Source organism: Streptomyces sp. NPDC045022, from assembly GCF_056432605.1.
The window spans coordinates 87,896-102,495 of the sequence record NZ_JBWKIR010000020.1 but is presented as its reverse complement, the minus strand read 5'-3'; the positions used below and the strand labels follow the sequence as shown (position 1 = coordinate 102,495).

The following is a 14,600-nucleotide window of genomic DNA, read 5'->3' as shown; positions in this document are numbered from 1 at the left end:
GCGGCCCACCTTGGCGCGGCGCGGCCGCGGGGGGGGGGGGGGGGGGGGGGGGGGGGGGGGGGGGGGGCCCGGGCCCCCCCCCGCGCCAGGTGCACGAGCCGTGGGTACGGGGGGAACCCCGGCTCAGTGCGACGGCCGATGACCAGTCGGCTCACTCTGTACTGCGTCCCGGGCTTCAGAAACGTCACACCCCTCCCGGAAATTTTTCCGCGGACCACAAAGCCGCAGGTCAGAGGGGTGGGAGCGGAGGAGAGGCGGGGCGGATCAGAGGGCGGTGTACGTCGGCTTCGGTGACGGGTCCGCCGAAGCCCGGCCGGGGTGGCCCGGGCGGGCCGGGGCGAAGGCGGAGGGAGCGGGTGCGGCCCCGCCGCGATGCCGGCCCTTGCCGCCGTCACCGCCCTTGCCGCCACCCTTGCGGGGGTGGCTGTCGTCGTCGCCCTGGCCGTCCCCCTTCTCACCGCCCTTGCCCTTGTCCTTTTCCTTGCCGTCGCCCTTGCCGTCGCCCTTGTCCTTGCCCCCGTCGTCCCCGCCGGCCTTCGCGTCGCCCTTGCCACCGTTCGCGGTGCCGGAGACGGGGCCTGTGGCGGCCAGGACGCCCTTGCAGTACGTGTTCACGCGCCCGGAGCCGCCCGCCAGGTTCTCCAGCGCGCGCTTGCGGCCGGCGTCCAGCTCCTTGCCGTCCCGGATCTCACGGCAGGCCGCACCGGCGCCGGTCCAGCCGGTGCCGGGGGCCGCGGAGGGGGCGGTGGAGCCGGGAGCGTGTCCGGTGCCCGTGCCGTCGTCCGGTCCGGCGGCCTCGGCGGAGGTGTCGTCACGGGTCGCGCCCGGGCTGCCGCCCGGCGTGCCCGGGGTGGTGCCGGGCGTGGCCCGCGGGGAGGCGGAGACGAGCGGCTGTCCGGAAGACCCGGTGGTGACGGAGACGGCGGGGCCGGGGTGTTCGTCGCCGAACGGCGTGGGCAGCACCCCGCTCCCGGCGGCGACGGCGACCCCGCCGAGCATGCCCGCGGCCACGGCGGCCGCGAGCACGAGCCGCGCCGGGCGGGCCCAGCGGGGGCGGGCGGCGATTCCGCTACGCGCCGGTTCGCCGAGGCGGACCAGGCCCGCGTCGGCGCCGTGGGCGGACGCGCCGGAGCGCCGGCCGGGGGTGCCGCCGGCGAAGGCGACGGCGTCGCGCTCGGCCTCGGCCGCCTCACGGGCCTTGCGGAACGCGGCCAGGGCGGCCTGTTCACCGGGGAGTTCACCAGGGGCGGGGGCCGCCTCCGCGGACAGCGCGCCGAGCGCCTCGGAGAGGCGTTCGGCCTGGTCACGGGCGGAGGTGTCGACGGCTTCCAGCGACTCACCGCGCAGCAGACGTTCCGCCGTTTCACGATTCAGCCACTTGTAGTGCTCGTCGGCCATCACATGTCCTTCTGCGTCCGCGCACGCGTATGCGTCACAGTTGCGGACGTCACCGCGCGACCACGCGGTTCTCGCTGGGACGGCAGTGCGTCGAGCACACCCCCCGATTCCGGATCGTCGCCGAGCAGCTCCGCGAGCCGCTTCAGGCCCCGGTGCGCGGCGGTGCGTACGGCACCCGCGCGTTTGCCGAGCGTCTCGGCGGCCGTCTTGGCGTCCAGCCCGACCACCACACGCAGGACGACCGCCTCGGCCTGGTCCTGCGGGAGCCGCGCGATGAGGGAGAGGGCACTGTCGGTGGTCAGGGCCTCGATGGCCTCGCCGGCCGTGTCGGACTCGGCGGCCCGGCCGGTCAGTTCCGTCTCGTCGCCGCCTATGGCGGGGCGGCGGCCGCGCATGCGTATGTGGTCCAAGGCGCGGTTGCGGGCGATCCGGGCGGCCCAGCCGCGGAACCGGTCGGCATCGCCGCTGAACCGGTCGAGGTCCCGGGCGATCTGGAGCCAGGCCTCGGACGCGACGTCCTCGGCATCAGGATCGCCGACCAGCGTGCGCACGTATCCGAGCAGCCGTGGGTGCACCGCGCGGTACACCGTACGGAACGCGGTCTCATCACCGTTCTGTGCTGCACGTACTGCGGCGGTCAGCTCCGCGTCGTCCCCCAGCACCGCACTCCCTTTAACGCCTGTCTTCGGTCGGCGCGAAAGGCACGTTACGGCGTGAAACCGCTCCTCGTCCACGTCTGTGGAAGATGCAACTAACTCGTGACCAGGTGCGGATGTGCGCAGGGTGAGGTTCGGCGTGGCCGGGTGTGACAGAAAACGCACTCGAGGCGCTGAAGAAAGTACGGGCCGTGCGCGGCCCGTCCGCGCGACGGCCGGGGCCTCTCCTGTGGGGGGTGGCGGCCCCGGCCGTTGCCTTTACGGTCCTTCACGGGCACGGCCGGGCGGCCGGGCTCACCTCTTCCGGTCGGCCTTGGCGTCCCCGGGACGCGGTCCGCCGCCCTTGCCCTTGTCTTCACCGTTGCCATTGCTGTTGCCACTGGCGCCACTGTGAGCAGTACTGCCGGAATTGCCCGTCTTGTCGGGCTTCCGTCCCTGCGGGGCATCGGCACCGCGCCCCCGTGACCGCGCCTCTTGGGCAGCCTGGGCGACTTGGGCCGCGCAGTAGGCGGCGACTCTGTCCGTGCCGCCGGCCGCCGCGATGAGCCGCCGCCAGGCCGTCGCCTCCAGGGCGTTGCCCCGGTCCCCGGCCCGCGTGAAGGTACGGCAGTGGGCCAGGGTGTCCTGCGCGGTGTCCGGATGCTCCGGACGCGTGGCGGGAGCGGTCGAACCGGCACCGGCGGAGCCGGGGGCCGGTTCGCGGGCCGACTGCGCCGCGCTCACCGACGGGCGGGCCGGCCGATGGGCGTCCCGGCTGTCCGCCGGGCCGGATCCGGCCGAGCCGATCGCGGCGACGGCGACACCGCCCAGCGTGAGACTCGCGAGCGCCACCGAGAGCGTGCCCTTCAGTGAGAGCCGGACGCGACGGGGCGCGCGGGGGCGCCAGTCGTCCCGGGGCCGCGTCCGCGCGCGGTGCGCCCCGGACTCGCGGGCGGCCCGGAAGGCGGCCACGGCCCGGCGCTCCGCCTCGGGGTCGAGGGCGGGTACGACGCCGTCCGCGCGCAGCGCGGCGCCGAAGCGCGCCTCGAACCGGGAGAACGCGGAGGAACCGGGAGATTCGGAGGACCTGGCGGACCCGGGGGCCCGATCGGCGCCCTCAGGGGCGCCGGCGTGTTCGGGAGCGGCGACTCGTTCCGGAGCGTCGGTGTGTTCCGGAGTGGAGACGGTGCCGCCTGGGTGTGCCCGCCGACGGCCGGGCAGCCCGCCGCCCCTGTGCCGTTCACCCATGTCCGTTCCCGTCCTCGTACGGTCCGCCCGGCCCACCGGATACGTGCGGTCCCCCGTCCCCCGTGCGGGGTCCGGAACCGTTGGTTCTCCCGTATCCATACGGCTCGTGGCCGTCACCGTTCATGTCGACTCCCCCAGCGTCCGGGGGTCCGCATCCGTCACACCCTCGTCCGCCGCGTCCGGCACGCCCAGGTGCCGGGCCAGCCGTTTCAGCCCGCGGTGGGCGGCCGTACGGACCGCCCCCGGGCGCTTGCCGAGGACGCGGGCCGCGGCCGGGCCGTCGAGGCCGACGACCACCCGCAGCAGCACGGCCTCGGCCTGGTCCCGTGGCAACGCGCGCACCATCTCCAGCGCCCGCTCGGTGGACAGGGACTCCAGGGCGTCGTCGTGGGTGCTGTGCCGGCCGGGAAGGTCCAGTGCGGTCTGGTCGAGCGCGGCCGCCCGGGGCCGTACCCGCTGGCGGCGCAGGTGGTCCAGGGCGCGATGGCGGGCGATGGTCGCGGTCCAGCCGCGGAAGCCGGCGCCGTCACCCTTGAACCGGCCGAGGTCGCGGGCGATCTCCAGCCAGGCGTCGGAGGCGACGTCCTCCGCGTCCTCGCCGACGATGCCCCGCAGATAGCCGAGCAGGCCGGGCTGCACGATCCGGTAGGCCACCGCGAAGGCGGTCTCGTCGCCGTCCTGGGCTCGCGCGACGGCGGCGCCCAGTTCCCCGTCCCGCGGTTGCGGGCGGCGGCGTTCCCCTCCCTGGCCCAAGACCGTCCTCGTTCGTGCCGAGCTCATGGCCACTGCGTGGCACGTCCGTCACGGTGCGACACGCTCCGGCCGTGTCTCCGCCTTCCACGATCATCAGCGCCGGAACTCACAGAAATGTCACAGCGCTCAGCGGTCCCGCGGTCGCCCACGCGGCGACGTCACCGTCAGCCGATGGCGATAAGCGGGTGCGCACCGGGCCGTAGCCACCCCATGATCAGGTCCATGGTGGCGCGCGGCACGGACAGACAACCCGCCTCGGCCGCGCGAGGAGGCCGGAACGTCACGCCGCAGCTCTGCGCGCTCTCCCGTGCAACGTCAGGTAGAAGGTCTGGAGGGACTCCTCGGGACCGCCGACCGCGAAGCGGTTGACGACCTTGCCGAGGGGGTTCCAGACCCGCCCGTCCGGCATCCGCACCCCCACCAGTTGACCGAAGTAGGCGCGCTGCTCGTCGTCGAAGTCCACCCACGCCGCCCCGGCGCGGCGCACGAGCACCTCGCCCACGTACGCCCCCAGTCCGAGGAGCGTGTCGCGCGCCCGCTCCCGGTCGGCGCCGCCCTTCCGCAAACCGTCGACGAGGAAGTCGACCACCCGCAGGCTGCGCTCGGAGTAGTCCAGCGGCAGCCGGTTGCGGGCGGTCACACGCGAGATGAACGCGGCGGCGCAGGCCCGCATCTCCGCAGCGCACGGGACCCGTTCGCGTACTTCAGCCATGGGGCACCTCTCCGCTTGACACGGGAGAACGCGGAACCCGCCCCCCCGGTTGGCCCAGCGGAAGCGGCGCCCGGAACATCACGGGTAAGAGGCGTGTCCATTGCCACAGAGGAAAGTCGCAGGATGCGTACAACCTTTGAGACCCGTCGCCGATCGTGCCGGCCTGCGCACGCTGCGTCAACGGCCCGTTCTACTCCGGCGAACCGGGCTCCGGATCCGCGTACGACTCGTAATGCGGGACCGGCGAATAGTGCGCGCAACTGAACGGCTTGAACTCCGTATCGGTGACCATCCGGTACACGAAGTCCGAGACGCTCATCTCATATCGATGCCATTCCTCGGTGTCGTCCGTGCGAGCGACGATCGGCCAGTCTTCCGGATCCCCTTCGGTCACCAGCCAGTAGTAGGCATACCCTTCCGCTGCCGCGCCTCCCCAGCGCAGCAGTCCCCCCTGGCCGGGTCGGAAAATCCGGTACGGCTCGTAGACCGACTCCGCATCGGGCCAGCTTTCGAGTGCTCGGCGCAGCTTCTTCAGGTTGTCCAGGACTTCGAGATGGGGCCCGCCCTTCGATGTGTAGACATAAAGGAAACCGTTGAACTCGCCTCGCCCGAATGCCTCGCAGAACTCCTTGAAGTCCGCCGGAAGCACGGTGCCGAGCTCCGCCTCCACCGCCTGCCAGTCCACTTGGACCTGCTCCGATTGACGACCTACCGCGTCAAGGAGCTGCTGAACCCGTGACATGTCGCATCATCTCCGAATCTTCCGGAAAGACCGGATCCGCCCCCGAGCCTGGACGAGCACTCGGGGGCGGCACCACTGTCTGACTATACCGTCAGGCCTTGACCTCGCTGGAGGCTAAGGCGTGTTGTTGAGTCGTATGGCCTTCGATTGACCGGTGACCAGACTTGTCCACATGATGGAAATGCTGTCCGGGATCGGATTGTTCCCGGAGTAATTCGCATCCACCTGGTAGTAGATGGTGTCACCGGCCTTGAGACGTTTGGCCACTTCACCCTCGAAGCTGGACATCAGCGGACTGTTGGCCTCGTTGTAGAGAGGCACCAGATTTCGCTTGTCGGTACCGCTGCCACCCAGCTGCTTTCCGATCAGATGGCCCCTCTGAACATAGTCGAGCCCCTTCCGGTCGGCCGTGCTCCGGCTGTAGTAGCCCTTGGGGACGTTCGACCAGTCGATCGGGAATTCCGTACGCGTCCCGAAGATCTTCGACTGCACTCCGGGGAACGCCGCGGTTCCGTCGTCCTTCTCGTAGTTGAAGTCACCGCCCGTCAGACAGGCACGCCCGCCCTGCGCCCGGCCCTGCTCGTCGAGCGGCAGGTAGTAGATCGCGCTCTGACCCTTGCTGCAGTTGTCCTGCCGCAGGGCGTAGTCCGTGTACGGACGCCATTCCACATCCTTGTCGGGGGTGGTGAGACGGCCCAGGTCGTAGTTGGGTTCGTCGCCGATGGCCGACTCGCGCGACGCGGTGGACGAACCGTCCAGGTCGAAGCCGAGCGTGTCGAGGAACACGTAGAGCGCGGTGCCGATGCCCGATGCCCGGCCGAGGAACCGGGTGAGTCCCGAACCGGCCTCCGACACCGCCGTGGAAGCGCCTTCCTCCACGGCTCCGGCCGCACTCTTCAGCCAGTCGCCCGCCGCGTTGGCGACCTCGCTGCAGACACCGCAGTCGAGGTGGCCGTCCAATTCGACGCTGGAGGTGGGATTGCCGCCCCCGAAGGCATACCGGTTACCGGTGAACGGGTCGGAGCCGAGGTTCATGTCGGCGAGCGCCCCGTTGTACATGTCCCGGGTGGTGAACTGGTTCAGGCTCGGGCTGTAGTTGCGGAAGCCCATGTCGTAGGTGCCGGACCGGGCGTCCCAGCGCTTGGAGTTGAACCGGTAGGGGTTGTACGCCTCCTTCGTGGGGTCGGCGGCGTCGGGCTTGTCGATGCCGGTGAACTCGGACTTCTCGTCGGATCCGTAGGCGGTGTAGCCGTACGTCGCCTTGGTGTCGCCGTCCTTGTTCGTGAGCGTCTCGACATCGGTGTGGCTGTTGTAGCCGTAGTAGCCGTCCTCGGTCGTGCCGTCGCTGTTGTGCTTGACCTGCGACAGACGCTCGCCCCAGGGGCTGTACTGGTACGACTTCGTGAGCTTGCCCGCGACCTCCTCTCCGAGGACCTCGCCGGAGAGGCCGAGGTAGTCGAAGTCGGTCGTCTTGCCGTCCTCCGTCTTCGAGGTGGTGCGGTCCAACGGGTCGAACGTGTACGTCGTCGACTTCAACGTGCCGGTGTCGTCCGCCTTCTGGGACTCCACCACGTGGTCGAAGCCGTCGTACACGCTCCGTTCGATGACCTTGCCCCCCGCGGTGACCGTCTCCAGCCGGCCGAACGGGTCGTAGGTGTAGTTGGATGCCTGTCCGCCCGAGGTGGCCCGGAGCAGGCGGTTGCGGTCGTAGTCGTACGTCGTGGTGACGTTCTTGACCGTCTGACTGATGACGTTGGCGTTGTCGTCGTGGACGTACGTCTCCGTATCGGCACCGGTGCCGGTCCGCACCAACTTGTCGAGCCGGTCCACGGGGTCGTAGGTGTAGTCCGTGGTCGACGACAGGTAGGCCGTGCGGTCGTCGGCGTTCATCTTCTTCGCGACGTCCTGCGCCTTGTTGCCATTGGCGTCGTAGGCATAGGTGTGCGAGGCGACGAGCGTGCCGTTCGGCTTGTTCTCCGTGCTGGTCTTGACCACCCCGTCGAGGAAGTACGTGTAGTCGACGGTGTTGCCGTTGGCCTTGGTCTCCCGGAGCTTCTGGCCACGATCCGTGTACGTGTACGACGAGACCTTCGGGGACGCGTCCGTGGCCGATGTGCCGACCGAGACGGTCTTGACCAGTTCCCTCAGGTCGTACGTGTACTTGGAGAACTGGTCCGGGTGCGTGACCGTCTCCGTCTGGCCGTTGGCGTCGTAGGTGAACGACGTCGCCTTCTTCTCCTGGCCGGCCAGCGCCTCGGTCACCTTCTGGACCTGGTTGAGTCCCGTGTAGGCGATCGTGTAGGCGTCGATCTTCGCACCGGACGAGGTGTCGTCGATCGACGTCATGTTGCCGTTGACGTCGTACGCGTAGGCGAAGGACTTCTTCTCGTTGTCCGTGTCGCCGGAGTTGTCCCGCACCAGCTTGACGCCGTCGGCGACCGCGACGCCACCGCTGTTCTGGTCCAGCCTGAGCTTGGTGTCCTCGCCCTGCCTGAGGCTGTAGGACCCGAGGCTGACCCAGGTGCCGGTGCCCGCCGTCTGGTCCTTCGTCACCGAAGGCTCGGTCGTCGTACCGTGCGTCAGCGTGTACTTGGCCGTCGTCGCGGCGCCGGTGACCTTCGGGAACTTCACGTACGCGGTGTACGTGCCGTCCTTGGGGAGGTTCAGCGTCCACGTGAAGGTGTCGGTGCCGGTACCCGCCGCGTGCGTCAGGTGGTCGTAGCCCTGCTGACCGGAGATGTCTCCCTTCGTCCAGGTGCCCGTCGAGGCGGTGTTCTGGGTGTCGGAGTTGTCCACGAGGACGACCGACTTGCCGACCGGGACTCCGTCGTCCGACTTCGACTTCAGTGAGCCGTCGGGGAAGTACGACCACGTCATGGTGCGGTCCGACGAACCGCCCGCCGACGTGAGCGTTCGCTTCACCTGCTGACCCACGTCGTTGTAGTCGAACGTGGTGGTGATGTCCCACGGGTCGGTGGCGGACTTCGCCCAGCCGTTGTCGAAATAGGTGTAGGTCGTGGCGTTGCGGACCGTTTCACCCTGCGACGGCGGCAGCGACGTCTTCGCGACGCGGCCGACCGCGTCGTAGGTGGTCTCCGTGTAGACGTCCGACTTGTTGTACGTGGTGTCGTTCGGGTCGTACGGCTGATACTGCCGCTTGGGGCGGTTGAGTTCGTCGTACGTCGTGCGCAGCGTGAAGTCGTCCGCGTCGGCCGTCGCCGTGCCACGCGGGGTGATCACGCGAGTCGTGTTGCCGACCTGGTCGTACTCGAACCGGGTCGTGCGGTACGTGGTGCCGTCGTGCGGCACCTTGACCTCGGTCTTCATGCCCCGTTCGTCGTACGCGACGGTGGTGGTCCGGTTCTCCTTGTCCGTCGTCGAGACCACCAGTCCGTCCTTGTCATAGGACGTCTTGGTGAACTTTCCGGCCGCGTCCGTGACCTGGACGACACGGTGATCCAGGTCGTAGAGGGACGTGGACGTGTAGTCGGTCGTATCGGCGGTGTTGTTCTTCTTAGGATCGACGACCTTGTTGACGTTGCCGACGTTGTCGTAGCCGTAGGAGATCGTGTCGCCCGCGGAGTCCGAGACGGACGTGAGCTGATAGATCTCGTTGTAGTTGCTCGTGGTGACGTAGTCGGTGGTGTCCGACGTCGTCAGTGTGCCCTTGGGCTCCGTCGACGTCTTGAGGTTGCCGACCTTGTCGTAGGTGTACGTGGACGTGCGCGGGTCGGTGTTGTTGTTGGCCGGCGCGGTCGCCGACGTGATCTGGTCCGCGTTGTCGTACACCGCCGTCGACACGGCCCCGTTGGGCGCCGTCGCCTTGGTGACGTTGTCGTTCTCGTCGTACACCGGAGCGGGAGCCGCGATCAGAACTCCGGCGTTCTGGTCCTTGGGCACGGTGCCGACCAGCGGACGGCCGTAGACGTCGTACGTCTGCGTGGTCTTCTTGCCGAGCGCATCGGTGACCTGGGTGACCTGGCCCCGCTCGTCGTACACGTACGACGACGAGTTCTGCAGCGCGTCCGTGATCGTCGCCGGGTAGCCGGTCGGTCCGAAACCGCTGTACGTCGTGGCGTGGCCGCCCGCGTCGGTTGCCTTGGTCAGCTCACCGTAGGAGTCGTACTCGTACGACGTGGTGTAATCCCCCGCCGTGGTCGTCGCGACACCCTTGGGGTCGGTGACCGTCTTCAGGTTGCCGAAGCCGTCGTAGCCGAACTGCCAGGCCCGCCCCTCCGGCGACGTCTTGCGGAACAGGTCCGCCGAGTAGCCGTCCGCACGCGTCTGGTACTCGTACCTCGCCGCGTTCGCCGGCCACTTGGAGGTGTCCGCGACACACGTGGCCGTCTGGTCCGGCACGCCCGCCTTGTTGTTCTCCGCGTCGCGCTGCCAGAGCGGGTAGCCCGTCTTCTGGTCGTAGCAGTACGCGGTCTTCGCGCCGTTGTTCTCCTCCAGGTAGACGACGTTGTTGTCCGCGTCCCAGCTCATCTTCATGACCTGGGACTTGGCATTGATCGTCTGGACGCCCCGGCCGAAGTCGTCCGTCACATACTTCGTGGCGTGCGACTCGGCGTCGGTGACGGTGGTGTCGGTGAACTTGGTGTTCGCCGTGTCCGCCGCGTACCCGAAGCCGGTGGCACCACCGAGGCGGTCGGTGATCGTCTTCGTCCACCAGTGGTACTTCGGGTCGTCACCGTTCTGCGGCGCGTAGTACGCCAGCTGAGTGGCATGCCCGCGAGGGTCGGTGGCCTTGACCAGCTTGACGTTCTTGTTGCCCTGGACTGCGTCGTAGGTGAACTTGAACACCTTCGGCTGGGACGAGCCGTCACCGTCGGTGAACTGACCGAGCAGCCCCTCGACCGTGTAGTAGAAGGAGATCTTGCGGCCCGAGATGTCGGTGATCGACTTCACGTGGTCGTAGATGTCCGGGTCGGTCAGGCTCGTGCCGGAGACCTTGGCGCCGGTGGCGTCGATGTAGTCGTAGGAAGCGTCACCCTTCTTGTAGTAGTCGACGGTCAGCGACTGCCGGCTCGCCGGGTCGGTGATGTACGCCAGGAACTTCGTCGGCTTGTTGTGCGACTTGCGCTCTTCGTACGTGTACGACTGCGCGTTGCCGTTCTTGTCGACGATGGACGTCAGGTAGCCGTCGCAGCCGAAGAGGAACCGCGTGCCGTCCGGGCGCAGGAGGGTCCAGGCGTCCGGGACCGGGTCCTTGTCCGGGGTGCAGTCGAGGCCCGCCTTCATGGTGATCCGGTAGTGGACGCCCGCCGGGGCCTTCCACGTTCCGTCGGCCTGCTTGGTGAAGACGTGCGTGGTGCCGTCACCGTCCGGCAGGCGGATCTCCGTCGCGTTCGCGTTCGGGTTGGGGTGGAAGTCCAGCGGGGCACCGAGGCGGATCGGGCCCGCCACCTGCGCCGACCAACCCGGCCCCGAGACGGTGTCGCTCGTGTCCAGTGAGTTGTAGGAGAAGCGCGCGAACGTCGTCAGGCCCCGGCCGGGGTTCGAGAACGCGTTGTACGACCACACGGTGTTGCCGGAGGCCAGGTTGTTCATCACCGTCGAGCCGGCGCCCGCGTTCTTCCCCGTGTACGAGTAGAACTTCTCCAGGCCGAGCGAGTCGGAGCTCGGGTCCTCGACCGCGACGTTCTGCTTCAGCGTCGGGATGCCGCCGGTGCCCGCCGACAGCCAGCTGCCGTCGGAGACCTTCTTGACGTCCCAGCCCAGCACGTAGTCCGTGCGCTTGTTGCCGCTGTCGCTGTTGATCGGGGTGCTGACCTGGGCCTGGATGGTCGCGGACTGGCCGGGGCTGAGCGCCGGTATCGCGGTCGACAGCTGGTTGCCGCCGGTCGTCACGTCCGTGCCGTCCGGAAGCTTCCAGGTGTACGACAGCACCCGCTCACCGCTCGCCCACGCCGCGTTCGTCGTGTTGGTGACCGTGAAGTTCACCGTGTAGGTGGAGTTCGGGGTCATCCGGGCGGGCGTCTGCGGCGCGTAGTACGTGTCCTCCGTCGTGGAGTCGACGTAGACGACGCGCAGCAGCGGGCCCACCTGCTGGTCGGCGGTCTCCGAGGCCAGGAACATCGTCTGCTCCTGCGGGCCGGTGGAGGTCTCGTCCTTCAGCTTGATCAGGGCGCCGTGGTTGGTGGACGGGGTGCGCGTCCAGCCCTGGGTGAGGGAGGTGGCGTCCCACCAGTGCCGGCCGACCTCCGAGACCGCCGCGACCGTGTCGGAGGCGGTGGCCGAGTAGTCGCCGCCCGCCGTCGTCCAGGCCGTACCGGTCGCGGCGCTGTTCCAGGTGGCCTGCGTCTCGGTGAAGTCCTTGTTCAGGCCGTGGAGTTCGTAGACAGCGCCGTTGGTCTTGGTGGTGGTCTCGGCGCCCCACATGAACAGCCGCGACTCCAGCACCGTGGCGGTGGCGGGGATCGCGGTGGTCGGGAACTTCATGACCGCGCGGGTCTTCTCGGTGGTGTTCGTGGGCGTGTTGTTGCCCACGCTCAGCCACTTCTGGCCCACGCCGTCCCGGCTGATGGTGTCCAGGTTGGTGGTCGGCGTCGCGGAGGACAGCGTGGTGTCCGTGACGCTCGCCGCGGTGCCCTGGATCAGTCGCATCGTGCGGCCCGCCTTGGGCACGCCCACGACGCGGGTCGGGGAGCCGAGCAGCTGGCCGCCCTTGGTCTTCACCGCGAGCTGGTAGTAGTACGACCGGCCGATCTCCGCCGAGGAGGAGTCCGGGGTCGGCGTCGCGGTGGTGTCGGTGTACGTCGTCGCCGACTTGTCGACCGGGGCGACGAGGGTGGCCGCGGACGGCGTGAACGCCTGCTGCGTGGAGCGGTGCAGCTGGTACTCGACGATGTCCAGGTTCGGGTCACCGGTGGTGTTGGAGTACGCCTTCCAGCTCAGCTCCGGGCCGGTGGAGTGGACGACCGTCGGCGAGTTCAGCGTCGTGCCGACCTTGCCGTACGTCACCGTCAGCCGCGGGATCGTCGAGGTCTCGCCGCCGTAGTCACCGTCACCCGACTCGTAGCGCGGGCCGCCCAGCGGGCCGGACGCCGACTCGTCCGCGGACTTGAGGACGAACCCGTTGTTCACCGAGGTGCCGTCCAGCCACTGCTGCACGGTGTCGGTGACCGGGAACTTGTGCCACTGGCTGTACTCGCCGACGTTCTTGTAGATCATCGCCGGGTTGGTGAAGCGGACCGCGTCCGCGATCACCGCCGTGGACGCGGAGGCCGGGCCGTCACCGAGGACGACCTTGCCCGCCGTACCGGCCGCGAAGTCGATCTGCGAGCCGCCGGCGAGGGCCGCCCACACGCCGTTGGTGCCGGACTGCTGGTTCACCGTGTAGGTGGCGGAGCCGGTCTTGGACGTCACCGTGTAGGGCGCGTTGGTGGCGCGGTCGGCGGCGGCCACGTAGTGGACGTCGACCTTGTAGCTGCCCGCGTCCTTGATGTTCGGCTGCCAGGTGTAGGTGTCCCCGGCGACCGTGTCCTTGTTGAAGCGGTAGTCGCCGCCGGTCGCGTACTGGGCGAGCGACGAGGTGGACACGGGCCAGCTGCCGGTGGCCGCCGTGGTGCCCGCGTCGCCGTCGTCCACCGTGTAGCTGGTGCCGGACAGCTCACCGGCCAGCGCGCTGGTGTTGTTCCAGTTCGCGGTCGCCTCGTCCCAGGTGCCGGTGGCCCGGTGCACCTCGACGGGCACGTCCGCGTTGCCCGTGGTGTGCGCCTGGTCGAAGTACATCTCCAGACGCGCCGAGTCGATCTTCGTGCCGGACGGGATCTCGCTCAACGGGAACTTGATCAGCGAGCGCGCCGTACCGGTGTTGGTACGGCCCACCGACATCTTCCAGGTGGTGTTGAAGTTCGTCGTCGGCTGGTCCGACAGGACCATCGTGTCCTGCGAGTCCGACGGCGACGGCGCGATCGTGATCGTCGGGTCGATCACCACCGGGTACTGGCGGTCCTTCGACGCCAGCCACTTGGCGTCCGGCGTGACCGTCAGCTTCCAGGACGTGCCGTCCTTCGTGAGCTTCTGCGTGACCGCGGTGCTGTAGGTCTTGCCGAAGACGGATCCGTCCGCCTTCTTCGCGTCCGTCATGAACGGCGCGGGGATGATCATCACCGGGGTGTTCGGCAGTGCGCCGTACAGCGCGACCGAGCCGTCCTTGCGGGCCCTCGGCACCAGGCCGTCGGTGTCCAGGGTGAAGCTGAACCTCAGCGGGCCGTGGGGGCGTTCGGCGAGGGTGATGTTCTCCTTCACCCGGCCGGGTCCGACGCCGTACTCCAGGTCGGCGCCGTGCACGGCGTCCCTGTAGGTGACCGTCGAGCCCTTCACGGCCGGCTTCAGCCCGCCGTGCGCGCCATCCAGGCCGAGGGTGACCGTACGGCCGTCCGGCGACCGGAAGCGCACCAGACGGTCCGCGTCCGAGCCGAACCAGCTGCTGCCGTCGTTGGTCGTGTTGGCGAAGTCGAAGCCCTTCGCGTCCGTCGCGTGGACGGCCGTGTCGATCGGCTTCCAGGCCGCCTTCTTGCCGGAGCCCGAGCGGTACGAGGTCGGCACCCCGGACAGTTCGGCCTGCACGCGGCCGTCGGAGAGCTGCCAGAACCGGGCGGTCGAGGTGCGCCTGCCCGTCAGCTCCTTGACCCGCCTGCTCCTCGGGGCCCGCTTGCCCCTGGGGAGCTTCTGGCGGTCGGCGACTTCCAGCTCGTCGTGCGACGGCGGCTCGGCCAACTCGTGGTCGTCGTCGCCGAACCATCCCTTGACGGTGTCGACGATGCCCTTGTCGTGGCCACCACCCGATCCGGAACCGGGATCGGAGGCGGCATAGGCGAGCTGCGGCAGCGCGGTGCTCACCACCGCCGACACGACAAGGCAGGAGATCATTCTCCTATATCGGACTCTCACGTCCAGTGCCCTTTCTTTTTCGGGCACGCCGAACAGCCGGCCGGGTATTCCCGGCCGGAAACCTCCTGTTCCCGCTGTGCCCGGCCTGTGCGGCGGGCGGATTTCTAGTCAGTTCGGTGATGGTCTGTCAATTGCCAAGGCAAAAGGGGCGCTTTACCTCAGCCCAGGTCGCAGCCGGTGATTCCCGGCAGCAATTCGCCCGATTTTTCCG

7 protein-coding genes are annotated in these 14,600 nt (G+C 69.0%); all 7 read right to left on the bottom strand.

From position 1 onward, the window contains the following. Positions 1–264: 264 nt before the first annotated feature. The gene (locus tag AC07C1_RS29460; RefSeq protein ID WP_478943847.1) at positions 265–1,398 is read right to left on the bottom strand and encodes a hypothetical protein; all 1,134 of its coding nucleotides are present in this window, start codon (positions 1,396–1,398) and stop codon (positions 265–267) included. Next, complete coding sequence (locus AC07C1_RS29455; protein ID WP_478943846.1) at positions 1,398–2,060, bottom strand: RNA polymerase sigma factor; 663 nt, start codon at positions 2,058–2,060, stop codon at positions 1,398–1,400. Before AC07C1_RS29455 ends, AC07C1_RS29460 begins: the two co-directional genes overlap by 1 nt. Before the next feature lie 288 nt (positions 2,061–2,348). Beyond that, positions 2,349–3,281: a hypothetical protein gene (locus AC07C1_RS29450; protein ID WP_478943844.1), complete on the bottom strand. Its 933-nt coding sequence runs from the start codon at positions 3,279–3,281 to the stop codon at positions 2,349–2,351. 120 nt (positions 3,282–3,401) lie between these two features. Beyond that, on the bottom strand, positions 3,402–4,034 hold the full coding sequence (locus AC07C1_RS29445; RefSeq protein WP_478943842.1) for an RNA polymerase sigma factor: 633 nt from the start codon (positions 4,032–4,034) through the stop codon (positions 3,402–3,404). A gap of 280 nt (positions 4,035–4,314) precedes the next feature. Further along, positions 4,315–4,746, bottom strand: a complete 432-nt coding sequence (locus tag AC07C1_RS29440) for a hypothetical protein (RefSeq protein ID WP_478943840.1) — start codon at positions 4,744–4,746, stop codon at positions 4,315–4,317. A 190-nt stretch (positions 4,747–4,936) separates the two neighbouring features. Further along, positions 4,937–5,431 (bottom strand): SMI1/KNR4 family protein, encoded by a 495-nt coding sequence (locus AC07C1_RS29435; protein ID WP_478943838.1) that lies wholly within the window; start codon positions 5,429–5,431, stop codon positions 4,937–4,939. A 171-nt stretch (positions 5,432–5,602) separates the two neighbouring features. Beyond that, a complete protein-coding gene (locus AC07C1_RS29430) occupies positions 5,603–14,368 on the bottom strand; it encodes a golvesin C-terminal-like domain-containing protein (RefSeq protein ID WP_478943836.1) in 8,766 nt (2,921 codons plus the stop codon). Positions 14,369–14,600 lie beyond the last annotated feature (232 nt).

What these genes read in the sequence shown, in the direction of transcription:
- AC07C1_RS29450 (WP_478943844.1), bottom strand. Translation starts at nt 3,281, where the DNA reads ATGGGTGAACGGCACAGGGGCGGCGGGCTGCCCGGCCGTCGGCGGGCA.
- AC07C1_RS29440 (WP_478943840.1), bottom strand. Translation starts at nt 4,746, where the DNA reads ATGGCTGAAGTACGCGAACGGGTCCCGTGCGCTGCGGAGATGCGGGCC.
- AC07C1_RS29430 (WP_478943836.1), bottom strand. Translation starts at nt 14,368, where the DNA reads ATGATCTCCTGCCTTGTCGTGTCGGCGGTGGTGAGCACCGCGCTGCCG.
- AC07C1_RS29460 (WP_478943847.1), bottom strand. Translation starts at nt 1,398, where the DNA reads ATGGCCGACGAGCACTACAAGTGGCTGAATCGTGAAACGGCGGAACGT.